21 protein-coding genes are annotated in these 23,378 nt (G+C 44.4%); 16 read left to right on the plus strand and 5 right to left on the minus strand.

Annotated elements, in window-relative coordinates:
- Positions 1 to 175: 175 nt before the first annotated feature.
- The 13 genes from H583_RS0108405 (at position 176) to H583_RS0108465 (ending at position 15,422) form a co-directional block, all read left to right on the plus strand.
- Positions 176 to 1,012: a sulfurtransferase gene (locus tag H583_RS0108405; protein WP_028560077.1), complete on the plus strand. Its 837-nt coding sequence runs from the start codon at positions 176 to 178 to the stop codon at positions 1,010 to 1,012.
- Between the two features lie 617 nt (positions 1,013 to 1,629).
- Positions 1,630 to 2,430 (plus strand): helix-turn-helix domain-containing protein, encoded by an 801-nt coding sequence (locus H583_RS0108410; RefSeq protein WP_028560078.1) that lies wholly within the window; start codon positions 1,630 to 1,632, stop codon positions 2,428 to 2,430.
- Positions 2,427 to 3,056 (plus strand): GNAT family N-acetyltransferase, encoded by a 630-nt coding sequence (locus H583_RS0108415; RefSeq protein ID WP_028560079.1) that lies wholly within the window; start codon positions 2,427 to 2,429, stop codon positions 3,054 to 3,056. Before H583_RS0108410 ends, H583_RS0108415 begins: the two co-directional genes overlap by 4 nt.
- A gap of 32 nt (positions 3,057 to 3,088) precedes the next feature.
- Positions 3,089 to 4,114 carry an alpha/beta hydrolase family protein gene (locus H583_RS0108420; RefSeq protein WP_028560080.1) on the plus strand — a complete coding sequence of 342 codons (1,026 nt, stop codon included), beginning with the start codon at positions 3,089 to 3,091 and terminating at the stop codon, positions 4,112 to 4,114.
- A gap of 585 nt (positions 4,115 to 4,699) precedes the next feature.
- The gene (locus H583_RS0108425; RefSeq protein WP_028560081.1) at positions 4,700 to 6,424 is read left to right on the plus strand and encodes a cache domain-containing sensor histidine kinase; all 1,725 of its coding nucleotides are present in this window, start codon (positions 4,700 to 4,702) and stop codon (positions 6,422 to 6,424) included.
- Complete coding sequence (locus H583_RS0108430; protein WP_028560082.1) at positions 6,417 to 7,511, plus strand: response regulator transcription factor; 1,095 nt, start codon at positions 6,417 to 6,419, stop codon at positions 7,509 to 7,511. The genes H583_RS0108425 and H583_RS0108430 overlap by 8 nt, the downstream gene beginning before the upstream one ends.
- 95 nt (positions 7,512 to 7,606) lie before the next feature.
- Positions 7,607 to 8,782, plus strand: a complete 1,176-nt coding sequence (locus tag H583_RS0108435; RefSeq protein ID WP_028560083.1) for an acyl-CoA dehydrogenase family protein — start codon at positions 7,607 to 7,609, stop codon at positions 8,780 to 8,782.
- 42 nt (positions 8,783 to 8,824) lie between these two features.
- Entirely contained in the window at positions 8,825 to 10,090 is a 1,266-nt protein-coding gene (locus H583_RS0108440) for an ABC transporter substrate-binding protein (protein ID WP_028560084.1), read from the plus strand.
- Positions 10,091 to 10,192: 102 nt separating this feature from the next.
- The gene (locus tag H583_RS0108445) at positions 10,193 to 11,065 is read left to right on the plus strand and encodes a carbohydrate ABC transporter permease (RefSeq protein WP_028560085.1); all 873 of its coding nucleotides are present in this window, start codon (positions 10,193 to 10,195) and stop codon (positions 11,063 to 11,065) included.
- A 2-nt stretch (positions 11,066 to 11,067) separates the two neighbouring features.
- On the plus strand, positions 11,068 to 11,913 hold the full coding sequence (locus H583_RS0108450; RefSeq protein ID WP_036708943.1) for a carbohydrate ABC transporter permease: 846 nt from the start codon (positions 11,068 to 11,070) through the stop codon (positions 11,911 to 11,913).
- Between the two features lie 33 nt (positions 11,914 to 11,946).
- Positions 11,947 to 13,362: a Sapep family Mn(2+)-dependent dipeptidase gene (locus H583_RS0108455; RefSeq protein ID WP_036708946.1), complete on the plus strand. Its 1,416-nt coding sequence runs from the start codon at positions 11,947 to 11,949 to the stop codon at positions 13,360 to 13,362.
- A 100-nt stretch (positions 13,363 to 13,462) separates the two neighbouring features.
- Positions 13,463 to 14,119 carry a metallophosphoesterase family protein gene (locus tag H583_RS32325; protein WP_036708949.1) on the plus strand — a complete coding sequence of 219 codons (657 nt, stop codon included), beginning with the start codon at positions 13,463 to 13,465 and terminating at the stop codon, positions 14,117 to 14,119.
- A gap of 151 nt (positions 14,120 to 14,270) precedes the next feature.
- Positions 14,271 to 15,422 carry a serine hydrolase domain-containing protein gene (locus H583_RS0108465; RefSeq protein ID WP_028560088.1) on the plus strand — a complete coding sequence of 384 codons (1,152 nt, stop codon included), beginning with the start codon at positions 14,271 to 14,273 and terminating at the stop codon, positions 15,420 to 15,422.
- A gap of 59 nt (positions 15,423 to 15,481) precedes the next feature.
- On the opposite strand, the gene H583_RS0108470 is transcribed toward H583_RS0108465, so the two are convergent.
- From H583_RS0108470 to H583_RS0108490, 5 genes are all read right to left on the minus strand, one after another.
- Complete coding sequence (locus H583_RS0108470; protein WP_028560089.1) at positions 15,482 to 15,820, minus strand: 4Fe-4S dicluster domain-containing protein; 339 nt, start codon at positions 15,818 to 15,820, stop codon at positions 15,482 to 15,484.
- The gene (locus H583_RS0108475) at positions 15,817 to 17,436 is read right to left on the minus strand and encodes an FAD-dependent oxidoreductase (protein WP_028560090.1); all 1,620 of its coding nucleotides are present in this window, start codon (positions 17,434 to 17,436) and stop codon (positions 15,817 to 15,819) included. The genes H583_RS0108470 and H583_RS0108475 overlap by 4 nt, the downstream gene beginning before the upstream one ends.
- Before the next feature lie 22 nt (positions 17,437 to 17,458).
- Complete coding sequence (locus H583_RS0108480) at positions 17,459 to 18,454, minus strand: ABC transporter substrate-binding protein (protein ID WP_051236196.1); 996 nt, start codon at positions 18,452 to 18,454, stop codon at positions 17,459 to 17,461.
- Between the two features lie 80 nt (positions 18,455 to 18,534).
- Positions 18,535 to 19,461: an ABC transporter permease gene (locus tag H583_RS0108485; RefSeq protein WP_028560092.1), complete on the minus strand. Its 927-nt coding sequence runs from the start codon at positions 19,459 to 19,461 to the stop codon at positions 18,535 to 18,537.
- 12 nt (positions 19,462 to 19,473) lie between these two features.
- Entirely contained in the window at positions 19,474 to 20,286 is an 813-nt protein-coding gene (locus tag H583_RS0108490; RefSeq protein ID WP_081667055.1) for an ABC transporter permease, read from the minus strand.
- Positions 20,287 to 20,583: 297 nt separating this feature from the next.
- On the opposite strand from H583_RS0108490, the gene H583_RS0108495 reads away from it, so the two are divergent.
- The 3 genes from H583_RS0108495 (at position 20,584) to H583_RS0108505 (ending at position 23,330) form a co-directional block, all read left to right on the plus strand.
- Positions 20,584 to 21,363 (plus strand): ABC transporter ATP-binding protein, encoded by a 780-nt coding sequence (locus H583_RS0108495; protein ID WP_051236198.1) that lies wholly within the window; start codon positions 20,584 to 20,586, stop codon positions 21,361 to 21,363.
- Between the two features lie 183 nt (positions 21,364 to 21,546).
- Entirely contained in the window at positions 21,547 to 22,140 is a 594-nt protein-coding gene (locus H583_RS38105) for a pentapeptide repeat-containing protein (RefSeq protein WP_028560095.1), read from the plus strand.
- Between the two features lie 170 nt (positions 22,141 to 22,310).
- Positions 22,311 to 23,330 carry an ABC transporter substrate-binding protein gene (locus tag H583_RS0108505; protein WP_028560096.1) on the plus strand — a complete coding sequence of 340 codons (1,020 nt, stop codon included), beginning with the start codon at positions 22,311 to 22,313 and terminating at the stop codon, positions 23,328 to 23,330.
- Positions 23,331 to 23,378 lie beyond the last annotated feature (48 nt).

Consider the following 23,378-nt stretch of genomic DNA (forward strand, 5'->3'; position numbering starts at 1 on the left):
TTTTGCCTGGAAAGTGACAAGGAGAGGGTGCGTAAGGCATGACTTACGGTTCCCTCTCTTTTTTATAGAATGAGAACCGGAATGAGCAGGGTATGGAGTAACGTTGCAGGCTGCAGATTTGTTATAATGATGATATGGATTATAGAAGACCGAATTTTTGGGAGGCTTAATTATTATGAAATCCGTCGTTTCGATAAAATGGCTGCTGGCCAGAATGTATGAATCGGATGTCGTCATTGTCGACTGCCGTTTCGCCTTGGGACAGCCCGATGCTGGCCGCAAAGCTTACGAGGAATCGCATATTCCGGGTGCAATTTATCTGGATTTGGAGGCGGATCTGTCTGCTCCGCTTGATGAGCACGGGGGACGTCATCCGCTGCCTGATCCCGCGGGGCTGGCTCACCGGCTGGCAAAAGCGGGAATCAGCAATAGCAGCCGGATCATTGCTTATGACAGCCAAGGCGGCATGGTGGCTTCCAGGCTGTGGTGGCAGTTGCGCTACCTTGGGCATGAGCAGGCATATGTATTGGATGGCGGATATGAGGCTTGGCAGGCGGCTGGATTTCCGTTGACGAATGAGCAGCGGGTAATAATCCCGGGAACCTTCTATGCAGTGGTGCAGCATGACATGCTTGCTGAAGTGTACGATGTGCAGGATAGATTGGGCTTAGCCTCTACGAGGCTGATTGATTCCCGCGAAGCGGCCAGATACCGCGGCGAGGTTGAGCCAATTGACAAGGCAGCCGGGCATATCCCGGGTGCCGTGAACCGCTTCTGGAAGGACAGCCTGAATGAGCATGGCCTGTTTAAGGACGAAGCCACGCAAAAAGAACGATTCGCTGATCTGGCAGATGCCGAAGAAATTATTGTGTACTGCGGCTCCGGTGTGTCGGCCTGCCCGAATGTACTGGCGCTGTATGAAGCGGGATTTGATAATGTGAGATTGTATTTGGGAAGCTGGAGTGATTGGATTTCTTATAAAGAGAATCCGGTTGCAGTTGGGGAAGAGTAAAAGGCTTAACCAGATATACAGGTTGTAGTTTGGAGTACATCGCTCATGTGGCGATGTACTTTTTTGTGCTGGGCTGAGTAGTGTCTAAGTCAACAGGGAGTCAACGCTCGCTCGCTGAAAACATTTTCTCTGAGTCTCGAAGTCCTGCCGTGGGAGGGTCATGACAAGACTACACGATGTATTCAATTCACCTACCCTCGCTTACCTAAGCATAAATACAACGTCCTCTAGGAACGGTAGTTGAAGCGATGCATTCCCTTGGTGCATTCATATGGCTATTTTGAAAATCAACAAGTATCCGGGATGATCAACAACGAGTAAACAAAGCTTTTTCGAGATTAGATGTTGTCTGCTAGTAAATATTAAGCTTCTGAGCTGTTTGTTAATATACTCCATAAGTGTGAGCAGCTGTCCTCAGTTATGGCAACTGATGCACTAGAAAGATAACCATAATGTTGATCTGGAGATATCACCTTCTGATTACAATTATACATGTTATCGTTAGCAATTCTTTTCAAGATGTGAGGCGATAGTTACTAATATTGACTTGACCTTAGGTCAAACCTAAGGTGTATGCTTCCTTATATAACAATGATTATTAGAAGGAGGTTATCTGGATGAAAAAAGAACTCACCATAAGCGAGTTAGCAAAACTGATGAACGTGTCTGTTCATCAAATTCGTTATTTTGAGGAAAAAGGCGTATTGTATCCTGCCTACTTAGATGAAAACAAATATCGTATGTACGGTACTGACCAGATTTATCGACTGGCACATATACTACTCCTGCGAAAGATGGGGTTGTCTGTACAAGCGATTGCAAGTTGGAGTGAGGATGGGACTCCAGACGAGATGCAGGATTTGCTTCTACAATCTGTCTCTAGAATAGAGTCTCAAATAGACCAATTGCAAACATTAAGTAGCCTTATTCACAAAGTGTTGGATGAGCACAAGCGCTTTGGGCAAGAAACTTCTTCTATTAAAATCATTCAACGTGATGCATTTGTTCTATCGTCATGGTTCGAAACTGAGCTCGAAGCGGACCTTGATGCACGTATGTTAGCTCAACAGGATAATGTGCTGCCAGAGTTGTTTGAAGCGGATATCCATTACGTGTATGAGGAGGAATCTCGATTAACAATTTGTACGGAAGTGAATGGTGTGGAAGGGAATATGATTCTGCCAGCAGGAGAATATTTGTCTTGTATGTTCTCCATTCAGAGTGAGGCAGACCTTGAGAGACACTTCGAGTTATTTCAAACCTTTGCCGAGAAATCTTCCTTTATTCTAACAGGTCCAAAAATTCTTGTGGAGAAATCGTATCTGTCTCTATTTGCTCAGGAAAGTATACATTATGAGTTGCTTGCGTGTGTTGATCGTGGTTCCGATGTAGCTATTAAACAGGAGAAAAAACGATGAACATTCATATTGAGTGTATGAAAGAGGAGTATGGCGTTCCAGTCAGCCAATTGCTTGTACAAGGATTTCGCAGCAAATTTCAGTTTGGTACAAAGATGAATGACATGAAATTGCAGTTGCTATTGGAAAAAATGCTTGTGTTGGACAAACAACTAGGCAAAGGCAAGCGTTTTGTTGCTGTACAGGAATCTTCTGTAATAGGCAGCTTCTCAATAAAATTTCAGGAACAAGTGAGAAACCAACACTCGAGTATGACGATCACAGAGCTGTTATCTTTTTGGAAAGGAATTAAAGAAGTTGGTTTGGGAAATGCGCTTGGATTTTCTGTACGATTGATATGCTTGAACCATCGTCTAAGACGTGGTGAAGTGTACATTTCTGATCTAGTTGTTCATGAGAGGTGCCATGGATCTGGTGTGGGCAAAACCATGCTGGAATGGGCGATTGGACAAGCAGCGTTGCAACCAGGAAACCAATTTGTTAGCCTGCATGTTTCTGATAGCAACGTAGGAGCCAAACACTTATATGAACGAATGGGATTTAGGACATTGGAAATTCAGAACAGCACACTTTTGGCATGGTTGATTGGCGAAAAAAAATGGAATTACATGATTTACGAAGGCTAAGACTATTATCAGAAAAGGAATTTCATAAAAGCATGAAAAAGAAATGGGGAATAAGTCTATTAATCATCCTACTGTTTTTGGGAGGTACAGGCGCGTATGTTTTGCACCAAAATACCTTTGCTATGGATGAAAAAGCTGTGGTAATCGAGTCACCACAAGGTAAGTTGACGGGAATTCTCACGCTACCCAAGTCATATAAAGACAAGGTTGGTCTAGTATTGTTCATTCACGGAGATGGTCCAATTGATGCGACCCATAATGATGGATATAAACCACTTTGGGAGCGCCTTGCCTCACTTGGTTATGCATCACTCTCATTGGACAAGAGAGGCATCGGAGGTTCAGAAGGCAACTGGCTAGATCAGAGTATTGATGATCGAGTGCAAGAAGCACAGCAGGCGTTGGTCTGGGCAAGACAGCAACCAATAATCGATACAGATCGTATTGGCATATGGGGAGCAAGTCAGGCAGGATGGGTTGTCCCCAAACTGGCAGATAAAGAGTCACTTGCTTTCAGCATTCTGGTATCGCCTGCGATCAACTGGTTGAGGCAGGGTGAATACAATACACGCAGTCAAATGGTAAAGGAAGGACGATCCTCAGTTGAGATTGAGCAGCAGGTGAAAGCAGGTAACAAAGTCAAAGAACTCCTAAAAGCAGGCGCATCATATAATGAATACATGAGCTTTGTGGGTAAGAAAGATGCCATGTCGAGAGAACGCTGGACGTTTGTTAGTCAGAACTACACAGCGGATGCAACAGAAGATATTGCAAATTTTAACTCCCCAGTACTGCTTATGCTTGGTGATCATGATGTTAATGTAGACGTGAAGGAAACGGAGATGGTATATCGGGAACGTGTACGACCATACGAATTATTGCGCGTCAAAGTATTGCCCGATACAGAGCACTCCATGCTACCTACCAAGACAGCAGACTCGCCGATACGTGCGCTATTGATCAGCTTATTTGCGCCAAGGGACATTACCAAGAAGGGCTACATGGATGAAATCACAGATTTCCTACAAAACGTTTTTCCTATACAAGGAATACAGTAGATAAAATAAATTGAAATTCTCTGTGTTAAGGTATAGTCAATGCGAAAATGTATGCAGGCAGCTGGAGCAATTGGATTTCTTATAAAGAGAATCCGATTGCGACGGGAGACGAAGACTAGGCTTAAGCAGATATACAGGCTATGACTTGAAGTACATCGCTTATGTGGCGATGTACTTTTTTGTGTTGTGCTGGTAAGTGTCGAAGTCAACAGAAAGTCAACGTTTGCTTCCTGTAACCATTTTCTTTGAGTCCCGAAGTCCTGCCGCGGGACGATTATGCCAAGACTACACGATGTATTCGATGTATTCCCCTAACAATATTTTCTTATACACCGCTCCCCTGAGGGCCATTATGGATACAAGAAAGAAGTTATTGCAGCTTTGGTAGCAGATATATCCTATGCAAAATAACAACAATAACAGCGGAGCTCACCTATGGCTATGTCTAAGGTGGGTTCTTTTCATTTCTAGCCGACATCTCTATATTATTATTTTCCTATTGTTTTACTGGGAGATTTGGAGTATTTTTTATTAGAATGTTTCTGATGCGATGGAATGATATAGGTAGTAAGAGGAGAATTCAAAATGAATATAAGAATACGCCATAAGCTGGTCTTGTTTGTGTTAATTGGTGTGCTTCTGACCAGTGGCATTAGCTTATTGTATGTGCAAAACATGCAAAAGCTTTACGAAGAACTGGTATACGAGCAAACAAGTGAGAAATTGTATCTCTATTCAGAGCGAATAGAGGACAAACTGGCGGCTATTGATCGAATGACACAATCCATTGCTAGTGATGCTGACATTCAGCAGGGCTTGGAGAAAATAAAGGAAAGCAAGGATAGTAGAGAAACCTATTTTGCGATTAATGCAGTGGAGGATAAGCTGCTTTCCTATCGTGTTTTTAATTATCCAATACGCTCTGTGGCAGTTGTTGACTATTGGGGCAATGAATACTGGTTAGGCACTACAAAGGATGAGACTGCACCTGCCTACAGCAAGCAATTTATTGCAATGGCAGCACAGAAAGAGGGAGGAAGTCTGTGGAAGGGTGGCGAAAGAGATTCCAAGGTATTTACTTCCTTAAGAGAAATTAGGGCTGTAAAGAGCATGGATTTTCCGACCTTAGGCACATTAATTGTTCGAGTAAATGCGGACGATTTAATTGATTCCATTGGCTCTAATGGATCAGCAAGCTCCAATAATTCTTTATTGATCTATGAGGATCATCTGCCGATTTATTGGAATGATGAACAGTGGAAGGATGGGGCAATGCCAAGCTCATTAATACAAAATGAACGATTAGGTGAACGCTATGAGATGTTGACGCTTAACAACCATAAATATTTAACCACGTTGTCGACAATGAGCTTTACAGGCTGGACGCTTGTAAACCTTGTACCTTATGAATCGTTATTTCAAAAGGCGAGTGTGATGAAGACCATATTGTTGCTCTTATATACCTTTATTGTGATCTCGCTTGTATGGATTGGTTTTATTTTTGCGAGAAGCATTACTAGGCCTTTGGAAAAGCTGGCATTTCGAATGAGCAAGGTAGAGCAAGGCGATTTTGCTATTCAACGGGAATTGCCGGCGAAAAATATGGATGAGATCGGATGGCTAACTAGCAGCTTTGATAAAATGACAGAATCCTTAGATCGATTAATTAAGGATAATTATATTAAGCAAATTCATCTAAAGGAATCTCAATATGAAGCATTAAAGGCCAAGTTAAATCCACACTTCCTCTATAATACATTGGATTCCATCAATTGGCTTGCTAGGCGAAATGGACAGGATCGAATTTCTAGTATGGTTAAGGCGCTTGGCGATATGCTGCGAAGTACAACAAGCAAGAAGGAAATGGTCATGTTAAAGGAAGAGATTCAGCATGTGAATAATTACTTGCTGATTCAAAAATATCGCTTTGAGGATCGACTACAATGTGAAATTAATATTCCTCACGAGTTGCAGAATTGTTTTATCCCTACGATGATCCTTCAGCCAATTGTCGAAAATGCCCTGAAATATGGTATTGATGAAATGACTGGTGAATGTCATATCACAATCAGCGGAGAAGCCTTTGACCAACAGCTGGATATTTGGATTGGAGATCAAGGGCCAGGGATGGATACACATTATTTAGAGCAGGGCGCAGGAGAAGGCATTGGACTTAGAAGCATTCATGAGCGCTTGCGTCTATTATATGGGGCACCGTATGGAATTGCGATATTGGAAGGCATCGATCAAGGTACGATTATTCGCATTAGAATTCCGGTGTTATTGAAAGGGGAGGGTGATCATGTCTAGCTATCGAGTGTTAATCGTTGATGATGAACGAATGGCAAGAGAGGGCATAGCAGAGGCAATTGACTGGAACGCTCTGGGTATGGATTTGATTGGAACGGCTGTTAATGGGCAGCAGGCGCTGGATCAACTGAACGAGCTTGACCCTGATGTTGTCATTACAGATATCAAAATGCCAGTTCTCGATGGTCTTCAATTCATTGAGCAGGGCTCAAGATTGAAGCCTGGAGTGGTGTTTATTGTATTATCTGGCTTTGGAGAATTTGAGCTAGCTACGCAGGCGATGCGCTTTGGTGTGCGAAGATATTTACTTAAGCCCAGTGATGAGCATGAAATTACAGAGGCACTACAATGGTCTAAGGATGAAGTGGATTCCATTCGTGGCAGCCTGCTCAAGCACAACCCAATATTTGTTACACCCCCTAAGCAGCATCAACAAATCATTTCTTCGTCAATTCCTAGTGATCTCATGGGGGCGATTGTCGACGGTGATGAAGAGCGGCTCATGCAGGTATCAAGACTGTGGATTGAGCAATTATTAAGTGAAGGCGTATCGTTACAAGATATTCAAGATAACAACAATCAAATTTTGACCTATCTTCGCAATGGCTTGAAATTAGAATATGGCGTTAGTACCACACATACTGTGGTAATGAGTCAGGATATTGGAGCCTTCCAGCAGGAACTGAGCAGGCTTTATACAAGCTATCATTATCGTAAAATGGATAAGAAGGCTATGCTTGTGATGAAGATTAAGGCACTAACGATTCAGCATATTCAGAATAGGCAGCTATCACTGCAATGGTTGGCACAGCACTATTTATTTCTTAACTCGGAGTATCTAGGCAAGCTGTTTCGTCAGGAAACGGGAGAGAAGTATACGACATTTTTAACCTCGACCCGTATGAAAAAAGCGAAGGAACTGCTAGTACTGCATCTTACTATGAAAATTTATGAAGTGGCGGAGCAATGTGGATTTGACCAGGACCCACAGTATTTCTCAAACGTATTTAAGAAGTTTTATGGTTACACACCTAATGAATATCGCAAGCAGCATGCCGAGAGCAGCAAGTTCGGTTTTTTACAATAAAATACTCGGTTTTTTTATCTTTTATTACGATAGAAATACGATTACTATAAAACAAAGTAAACCAATAAGATTTATGAGAAAGGCAGTTGTTTATGATGACACACTCTGATCCTTCAAATAGTTTTATACGAAATGAGCGAGAAGCGAAAATTGCAGCGAGGGCTGATCAACTAGCAGCTATTTTTGCAGAGCGGGCTCCTAAGCATGATCTTGATGGAACATTTCCTTTTGAGAACTTTAATGAATTAAGAGAGACTGGCTACCTTGCTCTTACCGTACCAAAACAATACGGAGGAGAGGAAGCATCAATATATGAACTTGTTTTATCTCAAGAGCGCCTTGCTAGAGGAGACGGCTCCACAGCATTGGCGGTTGGTTGGCATATTGGTTTATTGAAGCAGCTTCATTTATCGGGTGCATGCCCTGAACCCCTATTTAGTGAGTTATGTCATGAGGTTGTGAATGATGGCCTTGTGATGAATGAATTAGCTAGCGAGCGCGCAACTGGCAGCCCTACTCGTGGCGGAAAGCCACAAACAAAAGCAGTGAAGGTTGACGGTGGCTGGTTAATTTCTGGACAGAAATCATTCTGTACATTGAGTCCGATTCTTAAGAAATTTATTATTTCAGCTACGATGTCGGATACCGATACAGTTGGATCATTTCTAGTAGAAGCGGGTGAGGGCGTCGAAATTATTGAGACGTGGAATACGATAGGCATGCGCTCAACAGGCAGTCATGATATTGTGATGAACGAGGTTTTTGTACCTGATCGTCACCTCATTCGCGGCAGAGCCAGTGATCAACTGCGAAAGCCTGTACCAACAGATGGCAATATGCTTCATATTCCAGCCTGTTATCTGGGCATTGCACATGGAGCTAGAGATTTCGCCATTGATTTTGCGGCTAAGCATCAGCCCAATTCATTGCAGACTCCAATTGCGGAACTGCCGAACATTAAGCGCCTGATCGGTGAGATTGAATTAGATTTAACGACAGCAAGAACCTACTTGTATCATACAGCAGATCGATGGGATAAGGAAGTAGACAATCGTGCCGAGCTGAAGATTGAGCTAGGCGTTGCCAAGCATGTGGCTACTAACGCTGCCTTGCGCGTTGTTGATCATGCGATGCGAATTGTAGGAGGCTTAAGCTTATCCAGAGCGTTTCCGCTTGAGCGCATGTATCGTGACGTTCGTGCCGGTCTGCACAATCCGCCTATGGATGATATTGTCATTACGAATTTAGCTAATCGTGCATTAGGCAAGTAGATTCTACATGAATGAACTTTTAGAAAAAAAGGGGAGAGTAAGATGAGAAAAAGTGCTAAATTATCAATTATTGCTGTATTGCTATTGTCGTTAGTATTAACGGCTTGCGGTAAAGACAACGCACCTGGCAATGAAAATTCTGGAAAGAGCGATTCAATTAAAATTGAGTTTTTCCAGCAGCAGGGTGAAGAAGCGATTCAAAATGCATATCGTAAGGTTATTGCTGATTTTACAAAAGAATACCCAAACATCATCATCGATATGAACACAGTGCCTGACCCAGTAAAGGTACTGACATCACGCTTTGCAACTAACGATATTCCTCCGCTATTTACTGATTATCCGACACAGCTTCAATTTAAGGAAAAAGTAAAAAACGGATATATCGAGAACTTAAGCGATCAACCCTTCATTAAGAATATTAATCAAAAGTATTTGGATATGACACCAGCAGATGATGGTGGATACTACTCTCTGCCATATGCTCGAAACTACATGGCGGTATATTACAATATCGATCTATTCGAGCAAAATGGAGTGAAGATTCCAACGACATACGAGGAGTTTATTGAAGTCTGCAAGCAATTCCAGAGCAAGGGCATCACGCCAATTTACCTTCCTCTTAAGGATGTAGGTCATACCTTCCAAGCTACGAATATTGCATTCGCTCCTGGCGGTGTTGAAGAAATGTCTAAAGTCGCTAATGGTGAAGGACAAATTGAAGGCAATCAAGTATTTTTGGATTTTGCTAAAAAGCTTAAAGAGCTAACGGAATATGCCAATAAGGATGCCTTTGGCGTAAGCAATCAGATGATGCAGGAAGCATTTGCAAATGGTCAAGCTGCTATGATTATTTCAGGCTCTTACGGTCGCGGAAATATTAAGCTTGCTAATCCTGATTTGAAATTCGGTGCTTTCCCACTGCCAAATGATACAGCTGAAACAACAACAGTACTGTCTGGTGTCAATGCTTCTCTATCCATCTCTGCTAAAGCTAAGCCTGAAGAGAAGGAAGCTGCTCTAACCTTCTTGAAATATCTAGCTCGTCCAGAGGTTGCTCAGAAGTGGTCTGATGTATCAGGCGAACCTTCCATTATCAATGGTACAACGTATGGCGATGAGCCATTGCAGCCGCTGCTTGACTTTATTGACAACGGTAATGTTCATGACTGGATGTCTTCCAAAATTCCAAGTGCAATTGTAACGGAACTATATGCTACAACACAGGGCTACCTCATTAACAATGACACGCCTGAACAATACCTGAAAAACATTGATGAAACCATCAAGCTGAACGCTGTTAAGTAATAACAATAGCTTTGATCTGAACGACAATTTGAGTGTATCAAGTTGTCGTTCAGCCTTTTTGCCAGCTTAAGGCATTATAAGATGAGGAAGGTGCTGCATAGCATGATAAGCAAATTTCTAGAACGCTCTACTTATTTCTTATTCACACTTCCTGCTGTCATTCTGTATACATTATTTTTTGCTTATGCAGTTTTTGTAGGTATTCAATATAGCTTTACAGATTGGAATGGAATTAGCGCTCAGTATAACTATATCGGCTTTCATAATTATATCGAGCTATGGAATAACCCCAACTTTAAGCAATCGTTAATCGTTACAGGAAAGTACGCAGGTATGCTTGTAGCTGGAGTGATGATTTTATCCTTAATTTTAGCATTAAGCTTAAACTCGCTTAAGAAATTTCAAACCTTTACGAAGTCGGTTTACTTTTTGCCCGCGATGATAAGTGCGGTGACCATTTCATTAATTTGGGATCAGCTCTTTGTACGAGTCATACCTCCAATTGGCGAAGCACTTAACGTTGCTGCCCTGTTTCAAAGCCCACTGGCACATCCGAAATATGCGCTAATTGCAGTCGTTGTTGTTAACATTTGGCAGGCAGTTGCATTACCGACCTTGATCTTTATTGCTGGTCTGCAATCTGTACCCTCTGAGCTGTATGAAGCGGGAAGAATTGACGGAGCGAGCACCTTTAATCGCTTTCGCTATATTACGTTCCCCTATCTCATGCCTACGATTACTGTTAACATGGTGCTTGCGATTAAGTCGGGTATTACCTCCTTTGACTATGCCTATACATTGACAGGCGGAGGACCAATAAAATCTACAAATGTGATTGGGATTATGATTTATAACGATGCCTTTCAGAATTTGAAATTTGCGATGGCAAATGCCGAATCGGTCATTTTGTTTATTATTATTGCGGTGCTTTCCTTCATTCAAATTAAAATTTCAAGTAAGGGTGGTGTGCATTAAGTATGAATTTTACGATACGACAAGAGGGGCTTGGCTGGAGAATTATACGTAATATCATATTACTTATTGGCATCATCATTATATTGGGACCGATGTATCTTGTTATTGTTAATTCCTTCAAATCCTTGGAGGAAGCGGGGAGAGGATTTTTTAGCCTGCCTCAATCATTGAATTTCTCTAATTATACGGAACTGCTTTCTAAGGGTAACTATTGGAGATATGTATGGAATACGACCTTCATTACGGTGGGTTCTATTATTATGGTTCTATTGATTAATCCAACTGTATCCTATGCCATTGCACGTAATCGCCATAAGAAATATTACAACTTTGTTTATGTGTACATTCTTTTGGGTCTATTTGTACCCTTTCAGGTCATAATGCTTCCGTTAACAAAGATTATGACGAATCTTAATCTATTAAATCCTTATGGACTTATCCTATTATATGGAGCACTCAGTTTAACAAGAGGGGTTTTTCTGCTTGTGAATTATATTCAAGCGATGCCAACTGAGATAGAGGAAGCAGCTAGAATTGATGGTTGCAGCACCTTTCAAATCTACCACTCTATTATTTTGCGACTAACGATGCCGATGTTGGTTACGCTGGTTATTATGGACGCGTTATGGTTTTGGAACGACTTTATGCTGCCCCTGTTAATTTTGAACAAAGCCAAGGAGTTTTGGACACTACCCTTGTTCCAATATAATTTTAAGACGGAATATTCCTTTAATTACACGATGGCTTTTACGTCATACCTAATGGCGATGCTTCCTATAATCGTTATATATGCTGCAGGTCAGAAGCATATTATTGCTGGATTAACTGAAGGAGCGATCAAGGGATAAGGGGGAAATATTCTAGTAGGGAGGATCAACGGAATGATACAATGGAGATCACCAGCGCTGGAAGCGCAGATTAGTGAGTGGATCGAGTCGCATAAGCAAGAGTTGCTTGCGGATATTGCTGGATTAGTACAAATTCCGAGCGTAGCCAGCTATGATCCGTCCTCGTCGTATCCTTTTGGCCAGCAGTGTGCACAGGCTGTGCAGTATGTGCTCAGCTTGGGGCAGCGTCATGGCTTTAATACGATGAATAGGGAAAATTACTGTGCAGTAATTAGCATGGGTGATGAGGATAAGCGATCCGTCGGCATATGGGGACATGTTGATGTTGTGCCGGCAGGAGAAGGCTGGATTTACCCGGCTTTTCAAGCTACACAAAAGGACGACTTCCTCATTGGCAGAGGTGTGCAAGATAACAAAGGAGCGGTTATTGCTGTCTTGTACGCTCTTAGATTCTTAAAGGAGCAGGGGATAACCTTAAGCTATCATCTTCAGCAAATCATTGGCAGTGGAGAAGAGATTGGCATGCACGATGTTGCGTATTATCGCAAGCATTATGCTGTGCCGGACTTCAATATTGTTGCTGACAGCGGATTTCCGGTCTGCTATGGCGAGAAGGGGATGCTATCGGTGTTACTAGGCTTTGAACTTGGGACTTCATCGATCGTTTCATTAAAGGGTGGAGTTTCTTCCAATAGCGTGCCTGGTTATGCAGGGCTTGTGCTGCAGCGCAATGAAGCGCATCTGGCTAAGCTAAGCACATTGCCTCCATCCATACAATATAGTGTGACAGAGCAAGAGATTAAGCTGGAAGCATGGGGTAAGTCCGGGCATGCTGCATTTCCTCAAGGAACAAGCAATGCCATTGCCAATCTGCTCCAGCCGCTGATTGAGGATGAATGGTTTGAGGGTACTGTTCATACGGGACTTCAAAAGCTGCATGACATTTGCAGACATTATGATGGCAGGGCGCTCCATATTCAATGTGAGGATGAGCTGTCCGGACCTCTAACCTGTGTTGGAACGATAGTGAACGTAGATTATGGCAGCGTGGAGCTTGAGCTGAATATTCGTTATCCCATTAAGCAATCAGCACAGACATTATTGCAGAAGCTAACGGAAAGTGGACTAACGCTTAATCATGTTACGGTTAGTGAACCAAGCTATTGTGACCCTAACACACCAGAGGTAGAGCGATTAATGAGTGCTTATCAGGGAATAACCGGTGAGCAGAGGGAGCCATTTGTTATGGGTGGTGGCACCTATGCCAGGAAGCTGACCAATGCGGTTGGCTTTGGTCCTGGACTGCCTGCTGATTTCTCAGAACTTGGATTGCCTCAAGGACATGGACATATTCACGGTCCAGATGAAGTTCAATCTATTCCTAATTTGATGATGGCATTAAAGATCTATATTATGGCGCTTCTTGAGCTAAATGAGTACTTCTGCTAAGTGCTACGGTGATATTCAGTAGAGAGCCAAAGGGGACTTGTGAAGTTTGTGAATATAACGCGAAGCGTAAATACTGCTAGGCATTTTATGGGGGTTAGGCATGGAGTTATTCGTAGTTGGTGATGTACATGGTTGTTTTCATACGTTTACGAAGTTAATTAACGAGCATTGGGATCGTGAAAAACAGATCTTCGTGCAGTTGGGTGATTTATTGGATAGAGGGAAATTCTCTCCGGAGACCATTCTATATGCGATTGAATTGCAAAAAAACAATCCCAATAACGTTTATTTTCTTAAGGGAAATCATGAGTTTGAAGCTATTGTGCACACAGAAGAAGGAAATGAGAATTGGTTAAGACAATGCGGAGAAGAGACATTAAAACAATTTAAAAGAAGATCATTGGATCTGGTTACTTATGTTCCTTGGATGAAATCACTGCCTCTATATTATGAAACGGACCATGTTTTCATTAGTCATGCAGGTATTTCTATGAAAGCAGAAAATCCGTTTGAAGAATCCCATCCAGAGAGTGTCTTGTGGAACAGGAGCCAACTCAAGAATATTGGAAAGCTGCAGATTATCGGGCATACTCCTTGTAAATCAGGAAGGGCTGAATTTGATGCGGAGAGCAATGTAATGAATATAGATACAGGGGCATATCGGCCTAAAGGCCTTACAGCCGTAAAAATTAATGGGGAAGGAAAAGTAGCTGAAATCATATTTGAACCAACACAATCCATAGATGTAACCGATTGATCGTCGAGGATATAGGCGGTTGGTGTGAAACGCTAAATATACACTATATTCTTTTAAAACACACTATTATAATGAGCACTCAGGTTCAGTAAAATATAAGGGAGAAGGATGCTTAGGGACTGCGATTATGTGAAACGGCAGGTGGATAAGGATGAATTTTACGAAATTTACCGCATACTTGGATACGTTTTATCGGGAAAAAAACATTCCTGGTCTGGGTGTTGCCATGTATCACAAGCACCAGCCTGTCTACGAGCATTATACTGGTTTTTCTGATGTAGAGAATCAGATCCCTTTTAGCAGAGATAGTATTTTCAGGTTGTATTCGGCGACGAAGGTTGTGACATGTACAGCGTTGCTGCAACTGCTTGAGCAAGGAAAGTATAAGCTCTCTGATCCTCTATATGAATACATCCCTGAGTTTAAGCATATGCTTGTCCGTCATTCGCTGCCGGATGGAACAGTAGAGCTTCTCCCCGCTCAAAATCCGATTGCGATTGAGCATTTGTTTACGATGACAGCAGGTATTGAAACGATCAATACGGATGCAATTCATAGGGCTGTTGCAAAAAGCAATGGGGAAGGCCAGACACTTGCAGTAATCAAAACGTTGGCGCAGGAGCCGCTTGCCTTTGAGCCAGGTTCGCGTTTTAAATACACGGTTTGTCATGATGTGCTGGGAGCCCTGCTTGAGGTGATTACGGGTCAAGCTTTTGGAAGCTATCTGGAGGAGCATATTTTTAATCCGCTCGGCATGAAGGACAGCGCTTTTAAGCTGAAGGACGAAAGCCGTTTTTGCAAGCTGTATAACCATTTTAATAGCCAGACGCATCAAGCGGACAGCATCGGGGAAACGCTCATGTTTGAGCCGGGCCGCTCATATGAAAGTGGCGGCGGAGGGTTGTTTTCTACGGTGTCCGACTATATTGTATTTGCAGAGGCGCTGTGCAACCAGGGCCTGGCGCCGAATGGAGAGCGTATTCTAAGACCGGAAACAGTGAATGCGATGCGAAGGAACCGCCTGTCTCCTGTTGCCCAGCAGGACTTTGACAGATTTGGCGGGGCAAGCAAATTCGGTTATGGATACGGCCTTGGTGTAAGAACTTTGGTGAATCGTGAGGACAACAATTCACTTAGTCAAAATGGGGAGTTTGGCTGGGATGGGGCCAGAGGGTGTTATGTTGTCATTGATCCTGAAGCAGAAGTGACACTGTTCTATGCGCAGCAAGAAAATGGTTCGCCGTGGTATCGCTGGCACGGCACGGTACGCAACTATGCTTACGCGAGCATTTGGGATGTTTGAGAAGTGCCCGTGTCCAAAGAAAAAAGGAGCTGCGCATGCTCCTTTTTTTCATTTTTGGGCTAATTCGAGCCGCGAGCCCTGCGAAAGACAATATAAGATTCATCGTCCGAAGCGGTGGATTTACGGCCCTTCCCCCAGCCTACCCGTTCACGGTAACTGCCAAGAAGTTTGTTTTCAATGACAGCGGACTCTTGAACCTGCTCAATTCCATCTGCATTGGGCAGTACGTAGAGGGCATCTACAGGGCAATACAGCTCACACATAAAACAGGTCTGACAATCGGATTGTCTGGCAATGACCGGGATACCGTTCTCCACTTCCTGAAAAACGTTGGTTGGACAGATTTTTACGCACTGATTGCAGCTGATGCAGCGGTCGGCACTTAATACTTCAATCACGCTTGTAATGCCTCCTCTATATTCCCGTTATCTGTTGCAGTGATTGGCTTCACCCATACCTGATCCAAGCCGCCGCTGATCAGCCGGTAATGCTGCGCGGCATCCCGCTCCGGAAAATCCGTACGCACATGCATCCCGCGGGTTTCCCGCCTTGCCAGTCCGCTTTCATACATCCATCTGGCCGTAGCCGTCATCGCTGCAACCTCTCTTACACCGACTCTGCTTCCTTCTGCTGTCCGGATACCCTGTTTGATTTCCAGCCATAACTGGTTCAGGCGGCCGAGGGATGCGGTTAAGCCCTCTTCACTGCGGAACCAGTTGCGATCATAAGGAAAGACTTCATCCTGTACAAGGCGGACAACTTCCTCCGTATTTATCCGGCTCCGGGAGCCTTCCGCTTGTACAGGCACGCCGGACAGTCCGGATAAGCCGCGGGCATTGCGGTTGAAACGATTCTCGCCCTGCTTCAAGGCAAAGCGGGCAGCGCCTTCTCCGGCCCAATACCCCGATGACATTGCCCAGGCTGCATTATGGCTGCCGCCGCCCGTAAATCCGCCACAAATGAGCTCGCGGGTGGCCGCATCGCCTGCTGCGAACAAGCCCGGAACCTTCGTTGCACAGGTTTCATCCACAATATTGATGCCTCCCGTGCCTCTAACCGTACCCTCGAATCTCAGGGTAATCGGGAATTTCTCTGTGAAAGGATCGATTTTCAGCCGGTCAAAGGATAAGAAGAAGTTGGGCTGTGCCTTTCTCATCGAAACTTGTAGTGCCTTGTCAGCTTTATCCAGACATGCATACACCGGCTCTTTGAGCAGGGTCTTGGCGATAATTGAACGGCCTCTGCGCGATCCGGCTCCATCGATGACTCTTCCATCCTCGTAGTAGAACGTAGCAAATTGATATAGTGCTGTCTTCGTGACCGGTGAGAAATACGGTACAATCGCATAGGCTGTCGAGAATTCCATTCCGGAAAACTCGGCTCCTGCTTCTCCGGCCATCAGATAACCGTCTCCTGTCAGGACATTCGTTCCGAGTGCTTTGCTTAAAAATGCACAGCCCCCTGTAGCGATGACAACTGCCGCAGCATCGATGCGCCAAGGTTGCCGCGTCTGCTCATTAATTCCGGCAGCCCCGGCCACGCCATGACTATCAGACAGCAGCTCCAGAGCAGGACTGTGATCCAGGATGCGAACGCCGGCTTTTTGTACCCGTTTGCGCATGAGGCGCATGTATTCAGGACCCTGTACACTAATGTAATTCGGTCCTCCTGTCTCGTCGGTTGGGAACGGATAGCCCCAGTCCCGAATCTGATGCATACTATGATAAGTCTGATCAAGCACACGCTGCATCCATGGACGCTCCGCCAGATTCCCGCCCATATCCATCCGGCTCATCATGGCATTTTCGCGGGCTTGCTGCTCAGGCTTCACATACCAAATGGCTGTACCGGAGGGAGCCGTCGCTCCGCTGGTCCCGCAGTAGCCTTTGTCAACAAGAATGACGCTGGCGCCTTGCCCGGCAGCGGTAATTGCAGCCCATGCGCCTGCCGGACCGCCGCCAATGACTAACACATCCGCTTGAAGTTTCAGAGCTTCCTTAGCATCTTTACTCATCTTGTCGAACCGCCCTTCATTTTCATCTTTTAACTGCCCAGTCCTTGAGATTAAAGTCTTTTTTGGAAAGCCCTTCTTCAGTCAGAAATTCTTTTACACTCTCCAAATGCTCGTAAGTCTTATCCGTAATAAGCTGATCTGTTATTGCGCTGATCGGATAAAGAATCTTTACATTTTCGACAGACGTCCCGATGACCTTAGACACAAATTCGTAATACTCTTCCTCATGCTGCTTCAGATCGGCAAGTGATTTTGCTCGGGCTTCATCCCAAATTTTAGGGAAGTCCGGGAATTTTTTGAGAAAGTCATCTGTGACGACGGCTATACTTGCTCCTGCCAAATGAGGGGTGTCATCTGATGAATGAATGAGCGGGAATCCTTGATCCAGCAATGATAATGCATCGGCTCCAAATCCTACATTTGCGTCAATATCACCTCTGGCAATGGCTGCGGCCGCATCGGAGCCAAGCATGTGTACGAGCTCATATTTGGTGACACCTTCTTCTTTAAGCAAGCCGATAATATACCGATGACTATATGAACCTTTTGGGACGGCGATCACTTTGCCTTCAAGTTCCTTTACTGTAGCGGGGCCATTTTTTTTGCCGATTACGAATGCTTTAAGCCCGGAATTGATTTGACCCAGAAGATGTGTTTTGGCGCCACCTGAATATGAAATAATGCCAGGCGTATCACCAATCGTTCCAACGTCAATACGACGGCTGATCAGTGCTTCCGATTCGTCCGGTCCATTAGGGAAACCGAAAGTATTTACTTTTTCAATACCGTGTTTTTTTAATTCTTCCTGAATAATTCCTTTATAGAGTCCCCAGCCTTCAGCACCGTTGGGCAAATTGAGCGTATTGGAACCGATATAGCCAAAGTTCAGAACGGACGGAACGCTCTTGGCATCTGCAGACGTACTGCTGCAAGCCTGTAAAAGGAGTAAGGAGAATAACAGTAATGAGATAATGGCGAGTCGTAAGGACAAGATTCGGTGTTTACGGGTGGAATTCATAGAATCGCGTTCCTTTCCAAGTAGGTTTGTCATTGTGTAGTTTCGATGGGTCCATGAAAGGGCATTAACCTGGCTTTGAATCAGCCTTGATAGCTGTCCCGCCAATGCAGCAGACTGCGCTCCAGGAGTTTGATCAGCGTATCGAGAATTTTCCCGACAATGGCGAACACGATAATGCCAACAAAAATCACTTCGGGCTTGAGATTCTGTTTGGCCTCATTGATTAGAAACCCAACCCCGTTATAGGCACCTACATATTCCGCAATGACGAGGCTGATCCAGGAGACCGCAATGGAGGTTCTAAGACCCATTAAAATATTCGGCACCGCTGCCGGCAGCATGAGATGGGTTACACGCCTCCACTTGTTGTATTGCAATATGTCTGCCACTTCAAACAGCTGGTTGTCTACATTGCGAATCCCAATGTATGTATTGATGTAGAGCGGAAAAAATGCCCCGGATGCGATGATGACGATTTTGGATGCTTCGCCGAAGCCAAACCATAGCGTAATGAGTGGTGCCAGGGCCAGATGCGGCACCAGTCTCAACACTTGAAGACTGGGATCAATCAAATAATCGATCTTGCGTATGAATCCGGCTATGACGCCTAGTCCAAGCCCCAGCAGGCCTCCAGTCAAAAAACCATAGGCCACGCGTTCTAAACTGTAACCGAGGTGGGACAGTAATTCACCGGAAGCCAGCATGCGCCCAAAAACCTCGATGACGGAAAAAAGGGACGGTAGAAGGGTTTTAGGAACGCTGCCGCTCCAGTCAATAAGGAGCCATACCGTCAATATAATGACTGGCAGGATAACACCTTGGATGGCATCGGTTGAAAACAACTGCCAGCGTGTTCTGACCTGTGAAGCGGTGGAGGGGGCAGTAGCATCATTTAGCCTATTCTCTTGTCCCGGGACGGGAAAGCCGCTTGTAGGCGGGCTGTTTCTTTGCCGCCAGCGGGAACCTCTGCGCTCTGTCCGCAGCGTCTCGTTTGTCGGGCTGCTCATAAGTTCCCCTCCTTACCTGTTAATAGTGGTTTTCCAACGGAGCAGCCTGTGCTGCAGCAGTCTGATCAGACTGTCTGCTGTAAGGCCAAGGATGGCAAACAGAAATATTCCTACGAATACAACCGGCGTATCTGAAAACTGCCGGGCATCGGACATCATGTAGCCGATTCCGGAAGTCGAGGCGATTAACTCGGCAACGACCAGACCCAGCCATGAAATACCGAATGAAATCCGGACGCCTAACAAAATATTCGGCAGCGCGGCCGGCAGAACAAGACGGATAATTTGCTGAAAGCGGCTGTAGCCCAGCACATGCGTCACTTCGAATAGTTTATTGTCCACATTCCGAATGCCCAGAAAAGTATTAATATACAGCTGAAAAAACGTGGCCTGGGCAATAATGAGAACCTTCGATAACTCGCCAATCCCGAACCAAAGCACGAATAACGGAACAATTGCCAGACTTGGGATCATACGAATCATTTGAATCGTCGGATCAAGCAGCTTTTCTGTTCGTTTGAACAAGCCGACGGCAATGCCAAATAGAAATCCCAAACTGGCTCCGATCAGAAATCCTGTCAAAACACGCCGGACACTAACGCTGACATGTTCCCAAAGAGTACCGGACTGAACGAGTTCAATAAATGTCGTGCCTATGGTATAAGGAGTTGGAAAGAGCAAATCTGATATCAGTTCCAGATCTCCAAGAACCTGCCAAATGATTAATGTGGTAACAGGAAGCACCAAAGCCAATAGGGAGAGGGTTAATCTGCCCGGTTCCTGCTTGATTTTTGGGTTGACAGCTATTTTGCTGGGTATGCTCAACTATACACCCTCTTTGTGATTCAAATTTACAATCGCCATTTGAATGGTGGACAAGTATGAAATATGAGAATTTAGCTGCAAGGGAGATTCATTAAAGGGGTCCTTTTGTAAGGTACGAGGTGTTTAATTTGCACAATATAGGAGTGCAAAGAGTAATGTATACCAACAATTCCGATTAGTCAAGTTGAATTTAGCTTTTCTGACCAAATGGAACCGAGTATTGACACTTTCAATGATGCAATGATAGCCTAGAAATAACATCATATTAGTCGGATATAAATTTGCAGAGGTGATTATGTGACGTCTTCCGCTTTGCTCCATATTCAAAATCTTGATAAGCAGTTTTTAACAGGGAAAGGCATTGTGCACGCACTCCGTGATATCAATTTGAATATTAGGGAGGGAGAATTCGTCACGGTCATTGGCCCAAGCGGTTGTGGCAAGAGTACGCTGCTGCGCATTATTGCGGGACTGGATAAGGCCTATTCCGGTTTCGTTGGGCTTAATGGCGAGCCGATCACCGGACCTGGAATAGACAAAGGATTTGTATTTCAAGAGCATCGATTATTTCCGTGGCTGACTGTAGAGAAGAACATTGCCGCCGACCTGTCTCTTCGTGATAAGGAAGTACGGAAAAAGGTCGATACGCTGATTGAGCTGGTGAAGCTGAAAGGCTTCGAGAAGTCTTATCCGCGCGAACTGTCGGGAGGGATGGCACAGCGTGTCTCTATAGCGCGGGCCTTGCTGCGCAATCCCAAGGTGCTATTGCTTGATGAGCCTTTTGGCGCGCTTGATGCATTCACCAGATCTCATATGCAGGAAGTGTTGCTAGATATTTGGCGGACCAACCAGACCACGATGATTTTTGTGACCCACGATATTGATGAGGCTATTTTTTTGGCTGACCGGGTTGTTATATTAAAACCCCGTCCAGGTGAAATCAGCTCCATTGTACCGGTTGATTTGCCACATCCACGTAAAAAAGCAGGGCCGGAATTCCAAAATCTGCGATTGCACATTCTAAACCAATTCGAGTCGGCGGAACAAAGCGTATTGAAGCAAGGGACTGGAATTTAGCATCAGGAACTGCACCTCCAACTGTTGGACATTCAACTAACATGGGAGGTGCAGTTTTTGTTATGGATTCAAAGGGGTTTAATGTGGAGCAAGAGGACAAGATCCGTTGAGCCGGCAGGCAGGTTAATGTAATACGATTGTAGAAGTTATGATGACAACAAACAGTCTTGGGAGTGAGGAAGGTTGTTCACTGAATCCGAATATTATGATGAACAGTTTAAGGAAGTCCATTTTTCCAAAGAGGTGCTCGACTCGGTCAAATTCTACGATTGTACATTTACGAACTGTGATTTTGGAGAAACGTTATTCACAGACTGTAAATTTTCAGATTGCCAGTTTATAAATTGCAACTTGAACGTAATCAGAGTACTGGATTGCAAGTTCTCACAAGTGAGCTTTTCCAAATGCAAAATGATTGGAATTAATTGGACGGAAGCGCATTGGCCTAAAATTAGCATGCCGGGTACGTTCGTATTCGAAGAATGTACATTAAACCATTCCACTTTTATCGGACTCGGGCTGCAGAAGTGTATCATCAGGAAATGCCTCGCCAAAGACGTAGATTTCAGGGAAGCTGATTTCACAAATTCAGATTTTAGCTCGACTGATTTCAGTGAGAGTATTTTTGGTGATACCAATCTGACAAAAGCAGATTTCTCATATGCTGCGAACTATCAGATTGACCCGGGCAGCAATCGAATTGCGAATGCAGTTTTCATGTTACCGGAAGCAGTATCATTGCTATATAGCATGAATATTCATTTGAAAGAAGAATAGTTTGGGGGTTAGAGAGATCACCAAGGTTTCAACTAAATTTGCGCAGTGTTTTGTCCAAATAAAAAGCATCATTTTTATTTGTCCATTGTGATGACCATGCATTTCCCTTAAGATAAGCAGATTAAGATAATGATTATCATTATCTATATAGCTTCGGAGGGGAATCTATAATGACAAAGACAAAGAAACTGTCCAAGCTGCTTTTGCTGATCGCCACCATGGTGATCTTGTTGGCTGCTTGCGGTGGAAATACGAAGAACAGCAACAGTAGTCAGCCAAATGCAGAGGGTGCCAGAGAGGTACAGCCTGTAAATTCGGGGGAGACGAATCAGGGCAATCCGTCCAAATCGGGTGATGAAGAGACGAAAAAATTCAAAGATTGGACCGGACATGAGGTGGAAGTGCCTGTATCGCCCAAAAGAGTTATTTTTCATGGGGAGACAACAGGAGATCTGCTCGCTCTGGGTGTGAAACCAATCGGTATTTTAAAATCCAATGTAGATGGAACGGTCTATGACAATCAACTCGCAAATGCCGAGGACCTGGGTTTTCCCTTCAATGTGGAGAAGGCGATGACTCTGGATGCCGATTTAATTATTTTTGGCAATCGTGACGATAAGCAATATGAGCAAATTTCCAAGGTAGCGCCTACAGTTACTTTTGACACCTTTGCCTCCTTGGAGGATCGGATGCGCACACTGGGCGAGCTGTTTGGAAAGCAAAAGGAAGCGGAGCAATGGCTGGAGAACTATGACCGTCAGGTCAAGGCGATGTGGCAGCAGATTCGTGAAGCGGGTATCGGCCAGGATGAGACAGCTTCGGTATTTACGATGTATCCCGGCAACCGGTTGTTTGCCATGGCTCGTACAGGCCTGTCGCAAGTATTGTACGATGAGGGCGGCTTCAAGCCGACTCCTGCCATTCAGCAAGCATTGGATCAGGATCAAGGGTTTGTGGAGATTTCTATGGAGAAGCTTACAGAGTTCGCCGGCGACCGTATTTTCATTTTGACGCCGGTTGCCGAGGAGGCCGTGAAGGAAACCGGAGAGCTGCTGGAAAGCAGTGTATGGAAGAGCCTGCCTGCAGTCAAAGGCGGGAAGGTATATACGTTTGGCATATTAGAAGCTTATAGTGATGCCTTATCACGCGAGTGGATTACACAGAATTTGCCCAAGGTGCTTAACCCGTAAAGAATGCATGCAGTGGAATAAGGAGGAAGCTAAATCCATGTTGATTAG

The sequence above is a fragment of the Paenibacillus pinihumi DSM 23905 = JCM 16419 genome, from assembly GCF_000422505.1.
GTDB lineage: Bacteria > Bacillota > Bacilli > Paenibacillales > Paenibacillaceae > Paenibacillus_D > Paenibacillus_D pinihumi.

What these genes read in the sequence shown, in the direction of transcription:
- H583_RS0108405 (WP_028560077.1), top strand. Translation starts at nt 176, where the DNA reads ATGAAATCCGTCGTTTCGATAAAATGGCTGCTGGCCAGAATGTATGAA.
- H583_RS0108410 (WP_028560078.1), top strand. Translation starts at nt 1,630, where the DNA reads ATGAAAAAAGAACTCACCATAAGCGAGTTAGCAAAACTGATGAACGTG.
- H583_RS0108415 (WP_028560079.1), top strand. Translation starts at nt 2,427, where the DNA reads ATGAACATTCATATTGAGTGTATGAAAGAGGAGTATGGCGTTCCAGTC.
- H583_RS0108420 (WP_028560080.1), top strand. Translation starts at nt 3,089, where the DNA reads ATGAAAAAGAAATGGGGAATAAGTCTATTAATCATCCTACTGTTTTTG.
- H583_RS0108425 (WP_028560081.1), top strand. Translation starts at nt 4,700, where the DNA reads ATGAATATAAGAATACGCCATAAGCTGGTCTTGTTTGTGTTAATTGGT.
- H583_RS0108430 (WP_028560082.1), top strand. Translation starts at nt 6,417, where the DNA reads ATGTCTAGCTATCGAGTGTTAATCGTTGATGATGAACGAATGGCAAGA.
- H583_RS0108435 (WP_028560083.1), top strand. Translation starts at nt 7,607, where the DNA reads ATGACACACTCTGATCCTTCAAATAGTTTTATACGAAATGAGCGAGAA.
- H583_RS0108440 (WP_028560084.1), top strand. Translation starts at nt 8,825, where the DNA reads ATGAGAAAAAGTGCTAAATTATCAATTATTGCTGTATTGCTATTGTCG.
- H583_RS0108445 (WP_028560085.1), top strand. Translation starts at nt 10,193, where the DNA reads ATGATAAGCAAATTTCTAGAACGCTCTACTTATTTCTTATTCACACTT.
- H583_RS0108450 (WP_036708943.1), top strand. Translation starts at nt 11,068, where the DNA reads ATGAATTTTACGATACGACAAGAGGGGCTTGGCTGGAGAATTATACGT.
- H583_RS0108455 (WP_036708946.1), top strand. Translation starts at nt 11,947, where the DNA reads ATGATACAATGGAGATCACCAGCGCTGGAAGCGCAGATTAGTGAGTGG.
- H583_RS32325 (WP_036708949.1), top strand. Translation starts at nt 13,463, where the DNA reads ATGGAGTTATTCGTAGTTGGTGATGTACATGGTTGTTTTCATACGTTT.
- H583_RS0108465 (WP_028560088.1), top strand. Translation starts at nt 14,271, where the DNA reads ATGAATTTTACGAAATTTACCGCATACTTGGATACGTTTTATCGGGAA.
- H583_RS0108475 (WP_028560090.1), bottom strand. Translation starts at nt 17,436, where the DNA reads ATGAGTAAAGATGCTAAGGAAGCTCTGAAACTTCAAGCGGATGTGTTA.
- H583_RS0108480 (WP_051236196.1), bottom strand. Translation starts at nt 18,454, where the DNA reads ATGAATTCCACCCGTAAACACCGAATCTTGTCCTTACGACTCGCCATT.
- H583_RS0108485 (WP_028560092.1), bottom strand. Translation starts at nt 19,461, where the DNA reads ATGAGCAGCCCGACAAACGAGACGCTGCGGACAGAGCGCAGAGGTTCC.
- H583_RS0108505 (WP_028560096.1), top strand. Translation starts at nt 22,311, where the DNA reads ATGACAAAGACAAAGAAACTGTCCAAGCTGCTTTTGCTGATCGCCACC.